At 43.5% G+C, this 21,117-nt stretch carries 20 protein-coding genes and 1 pseudogene; 7 read left to right on the forward strand and 14 right to left on the reverse strand.

Annotated elements, in window-relative coordinates; all coding sequences use genetic code 11:
* Positions 1-13 precede the first annotated feature (13 nt).
* From ACE4RR_RS04790 to ACE4RR_RS04830, 9 genes are all read right to left on the reverse strand, one after another.
* Positions 14-568, reverse strand: coding sequence for a hypothetical protein (locus ACE4RR_RS04790; protein ID WP_375534267.1), 555 nt, complete (start codon positions 566-568; stop codon positions 14-16).
* A 114-nt stretch (positions 569-682) separates the two neighbouring features.
* Positions 683-901: a hypothetical protein gene (locus ACE4RR_RS21530; RefSeq protein WP_483860813.1), complete on the reverse strand. Its 219-nt coding sequence runs from the start codon at positions 899-901 to the stop codon at positions 683-685.
* Between the two features lie 14 nt (positions 902-915).
* Positions 916-1,647, reverse strand: a complete 732-nt coding sequence (locus tag ACE4RR_RS21535) for a lipid II flippase MurJ (protein ID WP_483860814.1) — start codon at positions 1,645-1,647, stop codon at positions 916-918.
* Positions 1,648-1,689: 42 nt separating this feature from the next.
* Positions 1,690-2,142 carry a putative capsular polysaccharide synthesis family protein gene (locus ACE4RR_RS04805; RefSeq protein WP_375534268.1) on the reverse strand — a complete coding sequence of 151 codons (453 nt, stop codon included), beginning with the start codon at positions 2,140-2,142 and terminating at the stop codon, positions 1,690-1,692.
* Positions 2,132-2,497: a hypothetical protein gene (locus tag ACE4RR_RS04810; protein ID WP_375534269.1), complete on the reverse strand. Its 366-nt coding sequence runs from the start codon at positions 2,495-2,497 to the stop codon at positions 2,132-2,134. Before ACE4RR_RS04810 ends, ACE4RR_RS04805 begins: the two co-directional genes overlap by 11 nt.
* Positions 2,498-2,943: 446 nt before the next feature.
* Positions 2,944-3,816: a pirin family protein gene (locus ACE4RR_RS04815; RefSeq protein WP_375534270.1), complete on the reverse strand. Its 873-nt coding sequence runs from the start codon at positions 3,814-3,816 to the stop codon at positions 2,944-2,946.
* 166 nt (positions 3,817-3,982) lie between these two features.
* The gene (locus ACE4RR_RS04820) at positions 3,983-4,423 is read right to left on the reverse strand and encodes a hypothetical protein (protein ID WP_375534271.1); all 441 of its coding nucleotides are present in this window, start codon (positions 4,421-4,423) and stop codon (positions 3,983-3,985) included.
* A gap of 8 nt (positions 4,424-4,431) precedes the next feature.
* The gene (locus tag ACE4RR_RS04825; RefSeq protein ID WP_375534272.1) at positions 4,432-5,031 is read right to left on the reverse strand and encodes an FUSC family protein; all 600 of its coding nucleotides are present in this window, start codon (positions 5,029-5,031) and stop codon (positions 4,432-4,434) included.
* A gap of 124 nt (positions 5,032-5,155) precedes the next feature.
* The gene (locus ACE4RR_RS04830; RefSeq protein ID WP_375534273.1) at positions 5,156-5,818 is read right to left on the reverse strand and encodes a carboxymuconolactone decarboxylase family protein; all 663 of its coding nucleotides are present in this window, start codon (positions 5,816-5,818) and stop codon (positions 5,156-5,158) included.
* 524 nt (positions 5,819-6,342) lie between these two features.
* Between ACE4RR_RS04830 and ACE4RR_RS04835 the strand changes: the two genes are divergently transcribed.
* From ACE4RR_RS04835 to ACE4RR_RS04845, 3 genes are all read left to right on the forward strand, one after another.
* Entirely contained in the window at positions 6,343-6,645 is a 303-nt protein-coding gene (locus ACE4RR_RS04835) for a hypothetical protein (RefSeq protein ID WP_375534274.1), read from the forward strand.
* Positions 6,646-6,918: 273 nt separating this feature from the next.
* Positions 6,919-7,581: a C40 family peptidase gene (locus ACE4RR_RS04840; RefSeq protein WP_375534275.1), complete on the forward strand. Its 663-nt coding sequence runs from the start codon at positions 6,919-6,921 to the stop codon at positions 7,579-7,581.
* Positions 7,582-7,797: 216 nt separating this feature from the next.
* Positions 7,798-8,964, forward strand: coding sequence for a DUF4317 domain-containing protein (locus ACE4RR_RS04845; protein ID WP_375534276.1), 1,167 nt, complete (start codon positions 7,798-7,800; stop codon positions 8,962-8,964).
* 108 nt (positions 8,965-9,072) lie between these two features.
* Here ACE4RR_RS04845 and ACE4RR_RS04850 read toward each other — a convergent pair whose 3' ends face one another.
* Complete coding sequence (locus tag ACE4RR_RS04850) at positions 9,073-10,275, reverse strand: hypothetical protein (RefSeq protein WP_375534277.1); 1,203 nt, start codon at positions 10,273-10,275, stop codon at positions 9,073-9,075.
* A gap of 529 nt (positions 10,276-10,804) precedes the next feature.
* On the opposite strand from ACE4RR_RS04850, the gene ACE4RR_RS04855 reads away from it, so the two are divergent.
* Entirely contained in the window at positions 10,805-12,256 is a 1,452-nt protein-coding gene (locus ACE4RR_RS04855) for an NADP-dependent glyceraldehyde-3-phosphate dehydrogenase (protein ID WP_375534427.1), read from the forward strand.
* A gap of 418 nt (positions 12,257-12,674) precedes the next feature.
* On the opposite strand, the gene ACE4RR_RS04860 is transcribed toward ACE4RR_RS04855, so the two are convergent.
* Together ACE4RR_RS04860 and rlmD are read right to left on the reverse strand one after the other, a co-directional pair.
* Positions 12,675-13,049, reverse strand: coding sequence for a glyoxalase superfamily protein (locus tag ACE4RR_RS04860; protein WP_375534278.1), 375 nt, complete (start codon positions 13,047-13,049; stop codon positions 12,675-12,677).
* 245 nt (positions 13,050-13,294) lie between these two features.
* Positions 13,295-14,683: a 23S rRNA (uracil(1939)-C(5))-methyltransferase RlmD gene (gene rlmD, locus ACE4RR_RS04865; RefSeq protein ID WP_375534279.1), complete on the reverse strand. Its 1,389-nt coding sequence runs from the start codon at positions 14,681-14,683 to the stop codon at positions 13,295-13,297.
* Between the two features lie 121 nt (positions 14,684-14,804).
* On the opposite strand from rlmD, the gene ACE4RR_RS04870 reads away from it, so the two are divergent.
* The gene (locus tag ACE4RR_RS04870; protein WP_375534280.1) at positions 14,805-16,772 is read left to right on the forward strand and encodes a penicillin-binding transpeptidase domain-containing protein; all 1,968 of its coding nucleotides are present in this window, start codon (positions 14,805-14,807) and stop codon (positions 16,770-16,772) included.
* Between the two features lie 220 nt (positions 16,773-16,992).
* Here the strand turns inward: ACE4RR_RS04870 and ACE4RR_RS04875 are convergent, their stop codons facing one another.
* Together ACE4RR_RS04875 and ACE4RR_RS04880 are read right to left on the reverse strand one after the other, a co-directional pair.
* A complete protein-coding gene (locus ACE4RR_RS04875; protein ID WP_375534281.1) occupies positions 16,993-17,955 on the reverse strand; it encodes a nuclease-related domain-containing protein in 963 nt (320 codons plus the stop codon).
* Between the two features lie 296 nt (positions 17,956-18,251).
* Complete coding sequence (locus tag ACE4RR_RS04880) at positions 18,252-18,779, reverse strand: hypothetical protein (protein ID WP_375534282.1); 528 nt, start codon at positions 18,777-18,779, stop codon at positions 18,252-18,254.
* A gap of 239 nt (positions 18,780-19,018) precedes the next feature.
* Between ACE4RR_RS04880 and ACE4RR_RS04885 the strand changes: the two genes are divergently transcribed.
* Positions 19,019-19,363: a nucleoside phosphorylase-I family protein gene (locus tag ACE4RR_RS04885; RefSeq protein ID WP_375534283.1), complete on the forward strand. Its 345-nt coding sequence runs from the start codon at positions 19,019-19,021 to the stop codon at positions 19,361-19,363.
* Positions 19,327-20,550: pseudogene (locus tag ACE4RR_RS04890) on the forward strand (IS1182 family transposase); the annotation flags it as partial. The gene ACE4RR_RS04885 and the pseudogene ACE4RR_RS04890, both read left to right, overlap by 37 nt.
* Positions 20,551-21,117: the final 567 nt, after the last annotated feature.

Consider the following 21,117-nt stretch of genomic DNA (forward strand, 5'->3'; position numbering starts at 1 on the left):
TGTAATAGTTTTACTATTGTTTTGCCTTCCAGACGCTTGCGTATTTCTTCCGGTATTTTGGATCTTCTTCTTTCTCTATCAGCGTCTCTGCTTTTTCTTTAATGCTTTCATCATTCGTGGCCCGGTAAAGGTTGCGAAGGTCTTTAATAATGTCATAACGAATTAAAGTATAATTTGCTTCCTCTCCGCTTTGTAAGTAACGGTTCTCAAGGCTGTCCACCACCATCTGCTTCTGTTCGTCTCCCGCCAGGCCGATTCTCCAGATTGCCTGCAGGCTGTGGCGCGCCGTAACAAATTTATCGTCTCTCGTAACTGCCTCGATGGCAGGGAAATCCTCCATGATCCGATTTTCCGGATCACTGAGAGCGAGGTTACTTAAAAACTGAGCCGCTCTCGCACGGCGGTGCTGGTCCTTGTGGGTGAGGTCTTCTTTAAGCTCGTCCCATACTTCATAGGCCCAGTCCACTTTATTTTCTGTAGCCGTCATAATGGCCTGGAATGCTTCATATTGTTCATTTCGATTCTTCGATTGTAGATTACCGAAATGATATTCGAGAATCGTGTCCATGTTCTCTCTCCTTCTCAGCTGCCTTGTTCTCCCTCTATTGTAACAGCCGTTTCCGCTGTAGGCATCCTCCTCCACCTTTAAGTAATCAGATTGAAATATAAGAGGGAGGATTATTTAACTGGAAAATTTACTTCTAATCTCTTCGATCATGCTGTTTACTCCTTCAATTTTCATAAGGTAAACGAGAATGAAATATACTGCTCCGGCAATCGTGATGGCTGTCAGAAGGGCGGGCTGAAAGCCGGTAATCGAAGACAAATAATCATAAACGAATTTCGCAGCAATGCCCATTAAGACAGAGGCGGCGCCAATTTTCATAAAGGAAACAGCCATTCGTTTATACTGCATCACGCCAATTTTTTTTCGTAAATCATAGAAAAGAAGCAGCGTGCAGAATATACCGAATACTCGTGGCAAGCGCAAGCCCTCCAATACCTAAATACCTCGAGAGGATAAAATTCAGCACGATATTGAGAGCCATCGCAATCGCAGCGTTGATCATGGGTGTTTTTGTATCCTGAAGGGAATAAAATGCCCGCGACAAAATCACCCGCAGCCCCATCCCAATCATGCCGATAGAATAATAGAAAAAGGCCTGGAATTCCAAGGAGATTCGGTACAGCAAAATATCTTTTATAATTTAAATAGCTGCTTAATATACGGATAAGTACGGTAAAATAAATACCGACGAGACTGATTCTCGTAAATAGTACTGCCGTCGCAAGCGTTTCTCCTTCGAACCCACCCGCAAATATTTTTACGAGCTGTTCTGTAAACAGCAGACCTGTCAGCACAATCAGCGTACTAAAAACAATAAGAGTATTTATTAGATTGTTCGTAAACCGCACCGCGTCGCGGTGGCCATTTTTCTCTGCAATGCGGCTGTACATCGGGATATACCCGGTGGATATGCCTTTAGCAACAACCCCAAAAACGACCGTCGGGACCGTAATCGATATTAAATATGCATCACTGATGCCGGAAGCGCCGTAGAAAAAGGCGAGTGTAACATCCCGAAAAAATCCGATTATTTTTGAGATGATGGTCAACATCATCAAGATAATGACTGCTTTTTTCATAGTATGCTCCAATGCTTTTAGACGATTTCTGCGGAGAACGACTTAAATATTATTTTTATAGTATTTTTGTTCCTCATTGGAATAAAAATGTTTCATATAGCTCGTGCTGTAGAGCTTATTAATATATTCTTCACTTGGCTTAATCATGCTTTTAAATTCTTTATATACTGAATGGTACCATTTTTTCTCACTCATATTATCTTTTATCAACGAGAAGTGATCCAATTCGAGAAACTCCCTCAGCACTTCCTCCGAATCATCGAGCTTCTCCATCTTCAAAAGAAGAATTTCCATGTTATCTTTCTCAATCACCGCATGGCCCTCCTCTTTATTAAAAGGATAGGCATATATATCGACATTCCACGCCTTCTTAAATTCCTCATGAAACCAGTTCACGCCGTAGTAATGATTAAATTTATTAAAGAAATCCTTCCGGAAGGCAGCTAGATTCGTATTCGCTTCCTGGCGGTTATCAGTTTGACTGTTAACATCCATCAAAGGAACATGAAATGCCTGGAAATACATCGATACGTTCGGGCGAGACCGGCTCACGCACAATTGAAATGATCTTTACTTTTTTTCGGCTTTTTAACAGCTTTAATATTAACCGATTGCGGATATTAAACTTCAGCCGGTGAAAAAAAGAACGGTAATATTTAATAGAGTGATAGTTTTTATACATCTGGTACGAAATCGGTGAAAAAAAGCTGTGAATATGTATCGGAAGGAACCCTTCATCCTTCAATGAGTTTGTAATGGAGGTAGAACCGACCTTTCCCATCTGATGAATGAGCACGAGGTTCTCATTTTTTCGGTACGTGTCATTATAATAATTTACTTTATTCAGCAATAGCGGACTCCTTTCCACGCAAAGCTACATGAAAAGTATAACATCGTTGCATCGTGTAGAATAGGAGGCGAAAAATGAAGATATCTGCTTTACATAGATTGTTCATCTTTCTTTAACCTGCCTATACGCTCGCTGAGGCATCTTCAGCAGTTTCTTTTTTCGCCGGTTGAGTAGTCGACGAGCTGTGTGCGGAACATGAGATCCGTATTCTCTCTAGATCATCTAATTTTCATTGTTGGAGACACGGCAAATCCATTAAACTGTGCTCTTTTAAAAGCAAATGCGGAACTCATGTCCGGAGAACCAGCCGGGTTGTCTGGAAAGTCGCTATGTTCCGCAGGCGGAGATTTTAAACTTCCTTGTAGTACAAAATAAAGGAGTAGTACAAAATAAAGGAACCATTGACTTCGGTTATGAAGCATGGCTCCTTTTCATTAAAACTATTATTAAACAGCCGGCGGTCCGAATTTTCCATCGCGAAAATCCTGGAATGCCCGTTTAATCTCTTCCATTGAACTCATTACAAATGGACCGTGAGGGACAATCTGTTCTTTAATCGGCGCTCCCGAGTAAATGAGAACTCTGGAGCGGCGGCTGTTGGAATGAAGCTTCAGTTCGCTTTTCTTATTCATGTCCCCATCCTCAGGGAATGTTAAGGTTCCTGCTCCATTTTTTTTTACAGTAACTGTTTCTTCACCTATATCCAGGTCACCCGATAATACATAAAAAATCGCGTTATGAGTTTCAGGCAGCTGAATGGTGTAAGATGCTCCCTCTGAAAGAGAAATTTCTGAAATCGTGACCGGTACCGCCGCATCCAACGGCCCTTTCGCACCTGCGATATCACCGGAAAAGACTTTTATCGCACCTCCGTCAATTGGAACAACTGGTGCCTGCTCCGAGTACACATTTTGATAGGTGGTATTGGAATTTCGAAGGTCCTTTGGCAGATTAACCCAAAGCTGAAGCGTATGGGCAATGTCATCACCTACACCTTCTTCTGCATGACGCGCTGCCCAGCCGGCGTTCATGTACTGCAGATCCCCCGGCTCTAAAATGTCGCGGCCGCCGCCATTATCAATGTGCTCGAGCCTGCCATCAATAACATACGTAATTGTTTGAAAGCCACGGTGTGGATGATCGGAAAACGCACCTCTCTTAAACCAATCCTCCGCCATTAAAATAAATGGATCAAAGTCAGCCCATCTCTCAACAGGAAGCACCCAGCCCTTCTGAATAAATGGGAATTGGGCTTCCTGATATTTTACATACCAATGATCTTTAACATTTCTCTGAAATTGATATTCACCTTCTGCCATATGATATCTCCTTTCATGCTATTAGTTGTTATAGCAACTAAATGAAATAGAATATTTCTCGAATGATTTTCCAAGGGACCTTTCCTATGATTGGAACATATATAAGAACAGAAACTCAATTAATATGTTTTTTCTACTAGTTCAATCAGAGAGCTTGTATGTGACGTTATCCGCTGCGGTGATAATGATCGGAGAGCAGCGCCAGCTCTTCAAGAGTATCATGAATCGACAACACGACATAAAACACGATTACTTCTTTCGGGAAGTGATGGTGATACTTACGCGGTACAGCTTCAGGATGATGCTCCTGGATGTGCCAAAAATGATTATCAAGCTCAGAAATTAATGTATAGTGCGGTGTAGGTATTAAAAGACTCGAACTTCTTAATATAGAGGTAATCGATTGCACGGACCGTTGGAGTATTTCATTTTCTTCGTTCGTAAAGGCACATCGGTCCTCTTCTTCTATCATATAGAGACTATTTAAATGATAAACCATCCGCTCAATGGCGTGCAGCCGCTTTTGCTCGTACTCAAAATACCGTACATTTTCCCGGCTGTAACGGTGATATTTCCATTCTTCCCGCTGATAATAAGCCAGCTGCATGGATTTATCTATTTCTCGCTGCAGCTCCGATATTCCTGCTTTGAAGTTTTTGAGATCTGCTCATCTTTAGTAAAAAGTTCTCTTGAACGTTTTTCAAGAACATCCGCCGTATGTAGAAAAAACTGTTTGTTCCGGGATGCAATCATTTCAGAAAAGTGCGGTGGAATAATTGTAAGATTGACCAGCGTAGATATGACGAGGCCAATTGTTGTGGTGCCTGCCCGCTCTAGAAATGCGAGAAGAAATGCCTCATTGGTGCCCGGCATCATCGCAACCGCAGTAAGCGTGGCAACTAGCATTCCTGCTTCGAGCCGCAGTAAATGACAAATATATATTGTAAACACCGTAGCCACCGCATATGCCATCGCATTATGCCCGAGAAAGTAAACCGAAGTAACTGCAAGGCCTGCGCCAATCAAAGATGCTGGAAAACGCTGCATCCCCTTTTTTATTGAATCTGCTGCGGTCGGTTCCAGTGTCACAATCGCCGTGATTACTGCAAAAGCAACTGGAAGATCAGCCTGCTGGCAGATAAGCGCTGTTAAAAAGACTGCTATGCCTGTTTTTACTATACGACCGCCTAAGAACTTGAATCTATTCTTCTTCATCTCATATCGCCTGCACTTTTAATCCGTTCTGCGTATATCTTATTAGTATAACAAAGAAACCGGACAGCCGAAGCTGGAGCCGGTTCTCTTTGTTTATTTAATGATTACAACGATAGAAAATAAATTACGATAAGTCATCAAAAGCATTTAAAGCGTTAACACCATGTGCAAGAGCGGAGCCGGCTTTTAATGACGCAGCCACCATGATTGCTTCTGCCACTTCTTCTTTTGATGCCTCCGCTTTTTTAGCTCCCTTTGTATGAACATTAATGCAATACGGGCATCCGGTGGTATGAGCTACAGCAATTGCAATTAACTCTTTTTCTTTTATTCCTAACAAACCAGGTTTCATTGTTTCATTATCAAAGTCTATAAATGCTTCAAAAGCCTTCCCATTTAACTGGGAAAATTCTTTAAGTCTATTAAAATAGGCGGTTTTATACAATTCGTCATCCTTTTGTTGATCATAAGCGTTGAGTGCATTTACACCATGTGCGAGAGCAGACCCGGCTTTTAATGCTACAGCCACCATAATTGCTTCTGCCACTTCTTCTTTTGATGCTTCCGCTTTCTTAGCTCCCTTTGTATGAACATCAATGCAATACGGACAACCAGTGGTATGAGCTACAGCTATTGCAATTAACTCTTTCTCCTTATGGGTCAGCGTATTTGTCTCCATTGTCTTTTTATCAAATCTGCCAAACTCATTGAATGCATCCGGGACCAAAGTTTCGAATTCTTTTAGCCTCTCAAAATATGATTGTTTATACAGACTCTCTTCACTCATTAGTAAATTCTCCTTCTGATTAGAGATATAAGAAACTTACACAGTCTGAGCAAGGATATACATAGAAGAAGCAGACAGCTGTTCACTTATTGAAAAATTCTTTCTTTTATCTTAAATAAGATGGTAACGCAGCAGGCTTAATTCTTCAAATTCTTTCTTTTCCCTTTTATTGGGGCTGTATCATAAATGATACTCGCCCCCTTTTACATGGTAAAAATGCAGTGGACAAGTCCTTCGCTTTCCGTGGGCAGCGCTTCAGCTAACCGGGCGAAACCCACGCCCGGCGGATCTTCAGCCGCTGCTCTTCCCACTGGAGTCTTCGGACTTGTCCTCTGCTATCTTCTATTTAGGATACTACTTTTTCTATAAAAAGGGGCTTTTGCTACAGCCCCTTAATCTTCAATAAAATTGTATTTTACTGTTGCAGTGGTCCAGTTGTTCTCTGGATAAAAGGGACATGGCACAAGCACTCCCTCCTTCTATGAATAAGCTATTGTATTGATATGGGAAGGGAGGTGTAAAGGATGAAGAGTAAAAGAAAAAAAACCAGAAAAAACCTAACCTATAAACATGATCTGGATGGATTCAGAATATCGATTAACATCTATAATACAAACAATAACGCAAACCAAGGAAGCAGTGCTGGCGTTAAACAAAAAGCAACACAAGGCGGGCAGAATTCTTCAGGAAAAAAAGGGAAAAATGCCAATCAAGGTGGCCAAATCACAGGAAAAAAAGGCCAAAATGCTAATCAGGACGGAATAACCGTGAAGAAAAAACGCATAAAACGTCGACGCAAAATAAATAAAGATAAACCTCTAAGATAAATTAAATTTTGAGAAATTTACACCGCAGAAAAAAGGCTAAAGCGGATAGAATTCCGCTTTCTTTATCATTTATTTTATCCCCTCTTATATCCTCGTTTCTGTTACTTTTGATTGATTTATGCTGGTTTCTTCCATTATACTTATATCATACTAAAGAATTACTTTTATCATCTGCAACTATGAGGATATCTTTAGAAACATATTATCCTTCTTCTGCTGAACACGGACAAATAGAGACATTTTTTTCACTATGTATAGAGAGGTATGAAAATCATGACAACCGTATCAATGAATGGGGTATCCCTTCAGAACCCGGCCGCAATAAACTCGGCAGTAAAAGTCGGCAGCAGAGGAAGCTTTGTGGAACAGCTGCAAAAAACTCTTGTAGAAACTGGATATAACGCTTCGTCAAATGTCGATGGCATTTTCGGTCCGAGAACTCTTGAGGCTGTACAGGCGTATCAATTATCCAACAATATCTCCAGCCCGCGCGGGAATTATTACGGTGTGGCCGGTCCGCAGACTCTTGGTTCTCTCGGCCTAGCTGCTACCAACGATTCCTCCTCTGAACCCAGGACACCGGGCCATGCTGACCGTCTTATTACTTCTGCCAAACGCCATATTGGTACCCCGTATCAATGGGGTGGAACGACATCCACAGGATTTGACTGCAGCGGCTTTATCCAGAACGTGTTCTCTGAAAATGGGAAACAGCTTCCAAGAACCACCTCTCAACTATGGGATGCCGGCACGAATGTGGCCAGCCCTTCAAAAGGTGATCTCGTCTTCTTTGAAACACGCACCGGTGCCTCCCACGTAGGGATGTATGTCGGGAACAATAAGTTTATTCATTCAGGTTCTTCTACTGGAGTCACTATCACAGATATGGATAATACTTACTGGAAATCAAAATATTTAGGGGCGAAGCAGGTCTAGCAATATGTTTATCTTCAGCAGAATAGCTTTTGAGAATCCATTTCGAGAAACATCTTAATGGATTCTTTTTATTGCATTTTTTTGTATGAACTTCGAATAGAATTGATAGATCGTTCATACATTATATTCTCCACGGAAAGACTCGTACCGTGTGTTAAAATAATAGACTGATAGAATGAATGCTCATACATTACGCAGTTCAGGAGGGAACAATAGATGGACAAAAAAGATATAGCTGGTATCCGCAGACATTTAAAAGTAGACAATGATTTATTGAAGATTACTGATATTTTCAACGTTTATATTATGAAAGAGTCAACGGAAATTTATCATCATCAGAGTCAGCCGTTCGAAATGATCGATAAGGATCAACAGGAGCTTTTCATGAACAACTTCAAAAAAGTACTTACAGGCCGGCTCGATGAAAAATTATTTGAGCTGAAATTCCAGCGGGATGCAGAGAATCATAGTCAGCTCATTCTTCATAAAGGGCTATTGAGCAGCGATGTCGAGGACTGGAAGGAACAAATGCTGCTTATGACATCAAAAATGATCGAAGACCAACCGTATGAAAAGGATATCGTTATCTCCTTTATTCGAGCAGAGTACTGGAAACCAACAAAACACCGGAATGATGAGTCGGAGGAAAATCTACGGGACGCCGTTTACTCCCATCCCTTTATTTTGTGCAGCATCAACAAAACAGAGGAGCCCAGAAAAGAGATACAGTTCGACTATATCGAAAAAGAGTTCAAATACAAGATTGAATCAGATCCAGTCATTGATCTGAAAAACCCGATGTCAGGATTTTTATTCCCTACCATTACAGACGGAGCCTCTGATGTAAACCATATTCTCTATTCTGCAGGAAAGGCAAATGAACCTGACTACCGATTTATCGAAGACGTATTAAACGGAGAAGAATTCATGACAGCGAAAGAGGACAAAGCGGTATTCGAGGAAGTCATAAAAGATGTTGTAGGCAATCAGCTCAATCCTTCCACACTCGCCAATGTATATGGAGAAATCAACCGGGTGGTGGAAGATAATGAAGAGGACATCCCTCCAACACTCGATTACAAAGACGTCGAGCGCGTTCTAAGTCAGAGCGGGGAACAAGTTGATTCTGAAAAAGTCAAAACAGCTTTTCAAAGAGCCGCTAATGACGATTCCTATGAATTCAAAGCAAGCAGCATCGTCCCAAAATATAAATCGAAATCAATTAAAATCAACACTAAAATCGCCAACATCTCCATCAGTCCTCAGGATCTGCAGTATGTAAGGCAGATCAACTATCATGGAAAACGCTGTATAATGATTGAAGTGGAAGAGGATGCGGAAATTGACGGATTTAAAATACTTCCGGAAGCTTTTGGGGAGTGAAATCTAAACTAATGACTAAGTAAACTCACAAATAAGCAGAGTCCATTTTGAGCGAGCTGTTCTCAAAATGGACTCTGCTTTTATGACACCACTTGAATCACTAAGGCATTATTGGAAACCTTCTTCGTTTTCAGTGTTACTGTTTTCATTTTTCATAAGCTCATAGCGCTGGCGCTGCCGATAGCCATATGTGGCTGAAAGCACTACATTTTCTTTTTCGAGCGCCGAACCGAGAGCTCCTATAATGGTGGAAATACTTGTGGCCGTCCATGCTATATTAAAATAATCCATAAACTGCGGAGGTTTGGATAATTGTGATTCCAGCATACCAGTGGGTATTAATACTATAACTGCTACCGAAAATAGAAAGAATAGTAATAAATAATACAAACACACGGTAAAGAAAAGAGTCAATACTGTCGCAATATTATATAATTTTCGTAAATAATTGGACCGGTCCTCCATTGTTTTTTCCCACAGGCTGTGCGCGAGAATAATCCATGCAACCATAGCTGAAATGGAAATGACGGTGAGCATAGCCATACGCCAGAGGCCATAATCGGTGCTGAGCATCCATAGTGTCGGAAATATCAAGGCATAGCTTCCTGTCGTAAATGCTATCATAATAACCTTCATAAATGCCGGAAACATCGACCACGGCCGATTGGCTCTGACCATTCCTGTTAACATACGCAGCGCCCCGCTGAATCGCGACTTTATGAAAAAACGAACATCAATAATGGTGTTTTCTACCGTATTCGTTCCGGGTACTTCCCGGTGTATTGGACTTAGTCGCTCTACTACCCTATTTCCTACCAGTTTCTTTGAGCTTTTATTTCTTAACTCTTTATGCTCCCCTTCATCTTTAGATTGAATTCTATTTTCCGCCTGCTCTCTATCTTTTTCAGATGTTCCGTAATACATTTCATTTATGAGCTGAAGAACGGATTCCTTGATTCGTTTAACCATCGGGATGGATCCCAGACCAGGAAGGCTGATGGCTGCCGCTCTCTCCCCTTCGCTGGCTTCTGCCACAATTGGTTTCCGACCACTAAGCAATGGAAGATCCGTTATGCATATAACAAAATCCCAGCCCTTCTCCTGTCTTTTCTCTCCGGCTGACTCGAGAACTTCCTCTGATTTCTCGGTTATTCCGGTCACTGGATCAACGATGTATTCCACGATCCACTCACATTCATCATTGACATAGAAGCTGAACAGTTCGGGAAGTTCTTTTTGTAAATCTTCTACAATGCTTTTCGGATAACCATGTGATGCGGCAAGCCCTACCGTAATTTCTTTTTTACCCAATGCCTTCACCTCTGACTGAAAACTACCTATTTCTATTATCCGATTTTCCTGGATCGTAACCCTCTTTTTCAACACACTATGCCATTGTTCGATATATCCACGAAACCGTTATACCTATTATCTTAATCTGTTATACTATTTAAATTATAACTGTAATATATTATCCTGTTCCTTTGTTATATGTGTTATATCTAATGTAAAACCTCTGCCATACCAATTTCAGCCGTCTTGCAGAATTATTGATTACTGGCAGCAAGAATTATTAATAAAACTAGAAATTCGAACAATTTTATATAAAAAATAGGCAATAATGCCTGAGTCTTATCTATTAATTTTAAATTTTTTGAAAAAACAATTAATATTTTATACGTAGTAAAACGCTTTCATTCCCTTTATATCAACCTCCAAGCTTCTTCAGGCAGAAAAATTAACATTTGAAGTCAGATTTGGTAAGGTATAAAGAACCTTGAATTGATACAGGTTGTATTCATCTATTAATACAGATAGAAAAAAGAGGAGGTTTTTTATGATGATAACGAAAAAAGTCGAAACATTCAGTCAGAAAAACGTTCTCTTGAATGGAGAATGGAGAGAGAATGAAAACGGGGAGCGTATCACTCTTACTTCCCCTTCCACCAGAGAAGAGATCGGAAGTGTACCAGCCCTTTCGGAGAGCGAAGTGGGTACGGCTGTAAATGCAGCCAAGGAAGCTCAGAGAAAGTGGGCGAAAACACCGCTGCACGAACGGAAGCAATTGTTATACCGCTGGGCAGACAACCTGGAAGAACATAAAGAAGTCATCGGCACCATGATCATGAAGGAAGTGGCAAAAAAGAAATCTTCAGCTGTAGATGAAGTCGTCCGCACGGCTGATTTCATCCGTCATACCGCAGAAGAAGGAGTGCGGCTGAACGGTGAACTTCTCACCGGCGACAGTTATAATGGTGGACCGGCCAGTAAAACAGCACAGGTCAGCCACGTGCCGCTGGGAGTCGTACTTGCCATTGCTCCATTTAATTATCCACTGAACCTCTCCGCTTCTAAAATAGCACCTGCGTTGATGACAGGTAACGGCGTGGTGTTCAAACCAGCTACTCAAGGGTCCCTGAGCGGCATTATGATGATGGAAGCTTTGGATCAGGCCGGCCTTCCGAAAGGGCTCGTCAACATTACAACCGGCCGGGGCTCGGAAATTGGCGATACGCTGGTAACTCATAAAGGTATAGACCAAATTTCCTTTACTGGAGGGTCCGAGACGGGACTTTCCCTGTCCAAGAAAGCAGGAATGATCCCGCTCGTCCTTGAACTGGGCGGCAAAGATCCAGCTATTGTACTTGAAGACGCGGATCTCGACAAAGCAGCCAAGGAAATCACCGGGGGTGCCTTTTCCTACTCCGGCCAACGCTGCACGGCTATCAAGAGAGTACTGGTAAAAGAAGAAGCAGCAGACGAATTAGTGGACAAGCTGAAGGAAAAAGTAGAAGAGCTGTCTGTAGGGCTGCCGGAAGATGATGCTGACGTTACACCTCTTATCAACGACAAGGGAGCCGACTACGTTCAGGGACTGATTGATGACGCAATCGATAAAAAAGCGAAAGTTGTGACCGGGGATGAAAGAAAGGAAAACCTTATCTCCCCTACTTTGCTCGATCATGTAAGCACTGATGCCCGTATTGCCTGGGAAGAGCCATTCGGCCCGGTCCTTCCGATCATCCGTGTCACATCAGAAGAAGAAGCGATCAAGATTGCCAATGATTCTGAATACGGACTCCAGGCAAGTGTTTTCACCCAGGACATTGATGCAGCACACCGCATTGCAGATCAACTCGAAGTCGGAAGTGTCCAACTCAATGGGAAAACTTCCCGCGGTCCTGACCATTTTCCATTCCTCGGAGTGAAAAATTCAGGTCTCGGAGTTCAGGGTGTGCGTTACAGCCTGCTGTCCATGACCCGCCAAAAAGTAAAAGTATTAAATGGGTAGGTGTTAAGAAAAGAGTATGACACATTAAATATAAGTAGCATAATCACTGCTTGCTGACATCGTATTCCTTAAATAAAAACAGTCGTAATGGTATATCCATCACGACTGTTTTTTTGTTCATAAATTTAACACACAACCAAAACTGGATAGCTCAACAAAAATCTTCAGCCACCCAATAATGAAACAAGCAAAAAGCTTTCCATACAGACAGTGAAACAATCTTATTCAGACTGTTGAAATTCTCGCTTCAAAACACCCATTAATATTGAGTCATGATATTTTCCATTGTAAAATAAGTCTTCTCTAATTCTACCTTCTTCTTGAAACCCTAACTTCTCTGCCTTTTTGTCCAAACGAATTTAAGCGAGAATATGTACACCTAAATGAACCTTTCTCTCTCTTAAATGATAGTTTTTCCTTATTTTATGAATTCATAAAAAATAATTCGATTGCCAAAGGGATCTCCCACTCTTACCTCTCGAGTATCCCAAGGAGTAGATTCCATGCCAGGGCGGGCGAATTTGTATTGCTTTGCCCATAGGTTTTCATGAAAGGAAGACAGGTTTTCTACTTCAATTCTCACAGACGATCCTGGGCAGGCATCCCCATGATTCTCAGAAAGATGGATTTTACAGCTGCCATGAGATATTTGCATATATAGAGGAAGATCCTCTTCAAACTTGTGCTCCCAATCCACTTCAAATCCTAAAAAGTTCAAATAAAACTCTTTTGCCTTGGCTACATCAAAGATACGGAAAACGGGTATCGAATTTTTCAATTTTGGAGATATCATTCAATTGCCCCTTTCTTAAACGGTCTGTACTTTTATTATATATTTCAGAAAATTTTATGGAAAGTTATTTTAAGGTACAGGTTATCTTTCTTTCTGACTTACTCACCATTAATGTATTAGAAAACAGCTGCTATAGTAGCAGCCGTAAATGAAGTATATAAATATGAAGAAAATGACTATATGATAGCCTTTTCTTAAATCACCTTAGTGTTAATGGAGTGGGTAGATGTCATGGACCGTCCCCACTACTTCTTTGCTAGCCATGTCACACACTCCACGTGAGTCGTCTGCGGAAACATATCAACTGGTTGTACTTCTTTCGTTTCATAACCGCCCTCTTCCAGGATCTTGAGATCACGGGCGAGTGTGGCCGGGTTACAGGAAACGTAGACGATCTTTTCTGGCTTCATAGCCAGCATTGTTTCGAGCAGTGCCTGGTCGCAGCCTTTTCGCGGCGGGTCGACGACGATCACGTCAGGCTTGATGCCGTTTGCTTGGTGCCACCAGGGGATTACTTCTTCGGCCTGTCCGACAGCAAAGGTGACGTTATCCATTTTGTTGAGCCTGGCGTTTCGCTTGGCATCGGAAACGGCTTCCGGCACAATTTCGACACCGTATACGTGCTTTGCTTTCTGGGCGAGAAACAGAGAAATTGTACCGATGCCGCAGTAGGCGTCGATAACGGTTTCGTGACCGCGCAGGTCAGCATATTCCAGTGCTTTTTCGTAAAGCACCTTTGTCTGCATAGGGTTTACTTGATAAAAGGAGCGGGCGGAAATAGCGAATTTTACGCCGCCGATATGATCGTAAATGTATTCTTCTCCGGCCAGCACCTTCGTTTTTTCTCCAAATATAACATTCGTTCGTTTCGTGTTAATGTTTTGAACGATGGAAGCTGCATTCGGCATGGACTTATGGATGTCTTCTATTAATTTATTTTTGTGCGGAAGCTCTTCCCCATTCGTAATCAGGACAATCATGAGCTCGTCGGTACTGCGGGCGTGACGGGTGACGATATGGCGCAGAACGCCGCGGTGTTTTTCTTCGTCATACGCTTTAATGCCATGCTTATCCGCAATATTTTTAACAATTTGAACAGCGTCATCGTTTGATTGCTGCTGAATAATGCAGCTTTCCATGTCGATGATGCGGTGGGTGCGCTGCTGGTAGAAGCCTGCCTTCAAGTGTCCATCTTCACGGGAACCGACCGGAACCTGAGCTTTGTTGCGGTAGCGCCACGGGTCGTCCATGCCGATAGTGGCATGAACGGGTACTTTTTCAAGTCCACCGAGCCTGGTAATCGCATTCTTAACTTGATTTTGTTTGAAACGAAGCTGTCCTTCGTAGGTCATATGCTGCAACTGACAGCCTCCGCAGCGATAATAGATCGGACACGGCGGTTCCGTGCGTTCGCTGCTTTCGTCTATTTTTTCAACAAGCCGGCCGAAGCCGTAGCCTTTTTTCGTTTTGATCACTTTTATTCTCGCTGTCTCCCCCGGGAGTCCATAAGGTACAAACAGTGCGTAACCATCGACCTTCGCCACTCCTGCCCCTTCGTGTGTCATGTCTTCAAAGGAAGCTGTAATGACATCGTTTTTTTGCACCGGTGCCACTGGCTGTTGTTTCTTTTTCATGTTATAAAGTCCTTTCTTTCTCCGTACTTATTTGCTAAAAGACATTGTATCACAGGTGCATCTTTGAGAGCTTCCTAGTACAATAGAAATATGTCAAAATTTGCTGTGCGGAGGAACAGACATGAAAAAATTAATACTCCCGTTTTTGTTAATTGGTCTGGCGGCGTGTTCGAGCGGGCCGACCCAGGAAGAAGTCATGGATGAATTTGTAACCGCCTGGAATGAGCAGGACTTTCAAACCGTGTATACATACTTATCTGAAGAGAGCAAAGAGAACTTAAATAGAAAATCCTTCGTAGACCGTTATGAAACAATTTATGAGGGTGTTGAAGCGGAAGAGCTTTCCGTGCAGGCCGGCGATCCGGACGAGGATGCGGATGATGAAGATCCCTATCCATATTCGGTGGCAATGGAAACGGTAGCCGGGGAAGTCGCATTTGACGGAGAAGCAGAACTCGTTAAGCAAGAAACGGAGGAAGGAAATACGTGGAAGGTAAACTGGGATTCTTCCTTTATTTTTCCGGAGCTTGGAGAGGATGAATCGGTACGCGTAGCTTCCGAGGAACCGGTGCGCGGAGAGATTCTCGACCGCGACAGGGAGCAGCTCGCAATGAATTCGCCGGTGGATGAAGTCGGAGTGGTACCCGGTCAGCTGGAAGACAGTTCGATTGGGGAGCTAGCAGAGAACCTTGATATGTCAGAAGAAGAAATAGAAGAAGCATTAGATGCCGGCTGGGTTACTGACGAGTCCTTCGTTCCCCTCACGGTACTGGAACCTGGCGAGGATGAGCTGGTCGAGGAAGTGACAACGATTGCCGGTGTTACTACTCAGGAGACTACCTCCCGTTATTATCCACTTGCCGAAAAAGCGGCTCACCTCACCGGTTACATCCGCAGTGTGAATGCAGACGATCTCGAAGAATTGCCGGACGGTGAATACAGCGGGTCGTCGATGGTCGGGAGCACGGGGCTGGAAAGTGTGTATGAAGAAAAGCTTCGCGGAACGATGGGATGGCGGGTTTTTATCCCGGAAAGCGATGAAACGATCGCTGAAAAAGAGGTCGAAAACGGGACGGATGTAATAACTACCATTGATGCGGAATTTCAGGAAAATATGTATGACGAGCTGAAGGAAGATACCGGAGCCGGCGTAGCGCTCCAACCACAGACCGGCGAAACCATCGGGATTGTCAGTACACCTGCCTATAATCCAAATAACTTTATTTTCGGGTGGCCGGACGGTGAGTTCGAGGAAGCAAACGAGAATGAAGACGCCCCATTCTCTGCCAAATTCAATAACCGCTACGCACCGGGTTCCACCATAAAACCAATTTCTGCATCCATTGCACTGCAGGATGGAAGCCTGGACGCCGAGGAAGCAAAGACGATTGAAGGAAGAAGCTGGCAGCCGAATGAGAGCTGGGGAGGCTATGAAGTTACAAGAGTTTCCGAGCGTTTATCTGAGGTAAATCTCGAAGATGCGCTGATTTCGTCCGACAATATTTATTTTACCCGGGCAGCGCTTGATACCGGAAATGAAGCGTTTACTGAGGGACTGCGGAGCTTCGGTTTCGAAGAGGATGTTCCGTATGAATTTCCAGTAAGCGCCTCAACTATTGCCAACGATGGACTCGATGAAGAAATTCTGCTGGCTGACACCGCTTACGGCCAGGGGCAGATGATGATGTCGCCCGTGCATTTAGCCGTTGCGTACACTCCCTTTCTAAATGACGGCAATATGCTTGCTCCGACACTCGAACGAAAGGATGATCCAGGCGACGTGTGGCGCGAGGAAATTGTACCCCCGGAAGACACGGAGATAATTACAGCCGGCCTGCGCGGCATCGTCGAGAATGAACGAGGCTCCGCGTACGAGCCAGTCCGCGACGAGCTGACGATTGCCGGAAAGACCGGCACTGCAGAGCTGAAGCAATCTCAGGATGATGAAGATGGCAGCGAAAATGGCTGGTTTGTCGCCTATGACTACGAAAATGAAGATATGTTGATCTCTATGATGATTGAGGATGTCAAGGGGCGGGGCGGCAGTGCGTATACTGTCGAGAAAGTAAAAAATTTGTTTGAGGAATAATAGGTGGAACGTGCTGGTTTTCGGGTGGTGCCCGTGGGCCAGCTCTTTTTTGTTGTTCGGCGGTGCAACGTTCAGCGACTGGTAAGTATCAGCTCGAACTTTTTTGTGGGAGTGTTGGGCGATTTTTGATTGTGGATCGGCGATTTTTTCGAATTCATGAGCGAAAATTGGAAATTCATCAGCGCTTTCTTCGATTTCATCAGCGAAAATCGAGAAATCATCAGCGAAAAGGCAGTTTGTATCTTCGCCTGCTGTATTCCCCGCTCTGGGAAACCTTTATCGACTGCAATAAACGCTTGACAGCGTCGCGGGAAGGAATTTTTAAGAACTCACGAGCCTGTTTGTTTGAAATGGTATGGGAGAAAAGCAGACTGAAATCGGAGAGCGCCTCCATATGGGCTTTTTTCCAATGTTTTTGACAGGCCGGACAATTCCAGCTCCCATGCTTTCGCTGCATCACGGAAGCCGGACAATCTGGGCAGTACACTCCCCGGATAATTTCGTCCGGGCTGATACTGAATTGTTTTAAAATGTCCCGTTTCCCTTCTTTATGCTGGTGCATTAACTTTTTCGATAAAGCCTTTAATTGGGATTGTGTAACAGTGGTTGTAGGATACAGCTTTAAGAGATCCAGCACCTTTTCGGAAGCCACATGGCCTTGTATTACATTTTCGAACGTTTCTAAGCTGTCCGGCGTTTTTTTTAACACTGTCCGATAGTTTCCCATGACGACAAAGCCTTCTACTGGAATCGAAAGCCCCACCTGCTGAAGCCAAAGTGTAAGCTGTGCCTGGTGCCGCCTCACTTGAATCAAAGGATCAGAAAAAGCTTCTTCTTTTTCCCCGTCGTATCGGATTAATTGGTTAAAGTCTGTATTAAAAATGAGAGTTCCCGAAATGCTTTTCACTTCAAGAATAACTAGAAAATGCTCAGAGAGGATGAGGGTATCCATCTGGAAATAGTGGGTCCCGTCGTGAAGACGGACATCATGAAGAATGAGAAACTTATCTTTAGGCAGGAAGGTAAGGGGATAATCAAGAGACTGCTCTCCTTTAAAACCAGCGGACCAGCGCGCCATCGTATTTTCCACCATTTGACGCTTCGGATGCGGGGATGGCAGCCTTCGCTCCAGTGCCTGAAGCTGCTGCAGATAGAGGGGAGTAGTGCGGGGTTTGACAATCAAGACATCACTTCGCTTTCTTGCTGGAATGATATTATTATTGCCGGAGACAACGAAATTGTCAAAGTTTAGTAATAATAGTTTTGTTTTTCACTAATTACGTGTTGTGAGCTGTGATATTCTGCTATGAATGGGCGATAATTCGACTTTCATCAGCACTTTCTTCGATTTCATGAGCGAAAATTTGAATTTGATCAGCGAAATTCGAGAAATCATCGGCGAAAATCAAAACATCAGAGCCGCAGACGCAATCGCAAAGCAAAAAATAGACCTGGTTCTCTGCGTGGGGCAGGCTCTGCTTATCTGTTAAGATCAGCGCTCCACATGATGTCTCCAGTTTTCTGTGCATGATTGACAGTAACATCAAATCCGTGCTTTTCATAGAAGTGAATAAGTCGATCAACGTGGCCGTAATCCCGTTCGGCGATATCGCCTGTAATGAACGGGATATTTTGATCAGCGGCAAGGCTTTTCAAATACTTCATACAGACCGAGCCATAGCCTTTGTCTGCCGGACCCTTGATGTCCCCAATATGGATCGTTTCTTCATCGGCGTAGGTCGCCTGAATCGAAAAATCCCACTTTCCCTGGTAGGCACTGTCACTGTCATTCAGCATTATTTTGCATGTGCCGGGCTCCTCCGGTGTATAGACTACGACAAGTTTATCGTCCTTCGTCTGATCGACACCGAGAACGCGGCTTTTCTTCGCTATTTTCTGGACATTGTCCTGCATGCGGAGCATGCTGAATTCAAGGTTATCAAGCTCTTCTTTTAATTCAGACGGGTCCTTGGTACTTTCTTCTTTAGCTAGTAACATTGGATACATATGGAAAACTCCCAAGCGTAATTTATTACACAAACCAGCGATATATTATAAAGGCTGGCAATCTATTTTTCAAGGAGATCGACAATGAAAAAATTATAGGGAGAATTGTCTAAGCAGGAATGGCTTCATGCATTACGGATAAAAGAAGAGAACGTGCCTGTCTCTCTTAATCTGCATGGGGAATTTGAGCACGAGGGGAATTTGAGCACGAGTGGAATTTGAATCATTGGAAGGATATTTTGATTAGGGATCAATACCTTCCCCATTGGAATATGGTGACCGGAGATTTTCAAGGAAAAAATGTTGGTTTTTCAAATGTGTTCGGCGGATCTATGGCAGGAATGCTTGTCCATCAATTTGCTTTAGTGGGAACAGAAAAATTTATCCAGACCGTCTACTTTGGAGGATTAAGCGAACAGGTTCAGTACGGAGATATTCTAATTGTTACAGCAGCCAGAACGGCGGACGGTGTGTCCCCCTTGTATACAAAGGAAAAAAAGTGTACGCCGCTCAGAGGATGGTGGAAGAAGCTGTCCGCTATTGCGATAAAAAAGGGTATGTGGATGGAAGGCACTATTTTCTAGATGGAACCAAGGTGGAAGCCAACGCCAACAAATACACGTTTGTCTGGCGCAAAAGTATCGAGGGCTATGAAGAAAAACTCCAGAAGAAAATCGAGGACAACCTGCGTGCGATTGAAGAGGCGATCGAGGTGGATATCGAGACCCTAAAACAAGAAGACGAGAGGTTTCAACGGGAACGAATCTCCCGGAGAGCCCTCGAAGAGGTCGCTGAAAAAGTCGAACAGGAGCTACGGGCCCAAGAGAACGCTATCGAAGCTGCGGACACAGCCGAAGAAAAACGGGCGAAAAAACAAGCGGCCAAACCTCTGCGTGAGTTTCATCGTGCGGTAACGAATGATTACCTTCTCCGGCTGGAGACATACGAAACCCACATGGGTTTATTTGGAGAGCGCAACAGTTATTCGAAGACGGATGTGGATGCCACGTTTATGCGCATGAAAGACGATCACATGATGAACGGCCAGCTCAAAGCAGGGTATAACATCCAGGCCGGTACGCAGGACCAGTTTATCCTCCATTATTCGATCCACCAGAGTCCGACGGACGCCCGGCTGCTTGCGCCCCATTGGGAAAGCCTCAAGGAAACCGGACGCAAGCTGCCCAAGCACCTGGTGGCCGACGCCGGTTATGGAAGTGAACCAAACTACATGTATCTCACCGAACAACAAGATCTTCACACGCTGATCCCATATAACACGTACGACCAGGAACAGAAACGGTCGTTCTCGAAAAAAGCCTATCATCCGCATCACTGGACGTATGAGGAGAAAGACGACCTTTACTGGTGTCCGAATCAGCGGAAAGTCACGTTCCGCCACTACCGCCGACGCACAGACAAGTACGGATACAGACGGGACTTTAAAATCTATGAATGTGAATCCTGTGAGGGATGCCCGTTCAAAGCGGACTGCACCACCGCCAAAGGCAACCGGAAAGTTTATTACAATCCGGTCTACGAGGAACTCAAGGCCAAAGAAGCAATCAAACTGCAAAGCGAGTTCGGACGAACACTCTACGCGCGCCGGAAAACGGACGTGGAGAGTGTATTTGGACATGTCAAACAGAATCTCGGCTTTCAGCGATTCCACCTGAGAGGGCAGGAAAAAGTTCAGGTGGAGTTCGGTTGGGTGGCTCTCGCCCACAACATACGAAAGATAGCGGCGGCGAAACACCGTAAAAAGAAACCAGCTGCATAAGCTGGTTTGAAAAAAATACCATGGTCACCATCTGGAGGGATGGCGTCCATGGTATTTTACGTTAAGGGCTTTTGATACAACCCCATTATTTTTGGGATGACCTCAACTGTCTTTAACCTTTTGATACTGCCCCATGCTGAATAACCTATTTAACGCCATCGGTGATAGAAAAACCTAGAGCATAAATTACCGTTTTTGACATCTCCCCGTCGCAAGTAGTCTTATTTTTGATATATTTTTATATTTAATTACTACCTCAAACCATTTTAGCATTATTGGTTGGAACAATAACAGAGCCTTCCTATAACCTGATAACTGCATTAGTGAGGAAGTGATCAACGATACCCACTAATATACTCATAGAAGAGCAGAGGTAAATAAATATGTGTCTCTTCCTCTTATAATTTTAGATACATATTGGTTTACACCTATCAAATTGTTCAATGCTCCACTCTATAAAATTTACGAACTATTAATAAGGACATATATATAGAACGCTCGTAGATTTTCGCACATTTTCTTTTAATTAGGCTTTATTATAGTTCGTTTCCCAATAAG

The organism is Alteribacillus sp. HJP-4, assembly GCF_042139015.1.
Taxonomy (GTDB): domain Bacteria; phylum Bacillota; class Bacilli; order Bacillales; family Marinococcaceae; genus JBHIKY01.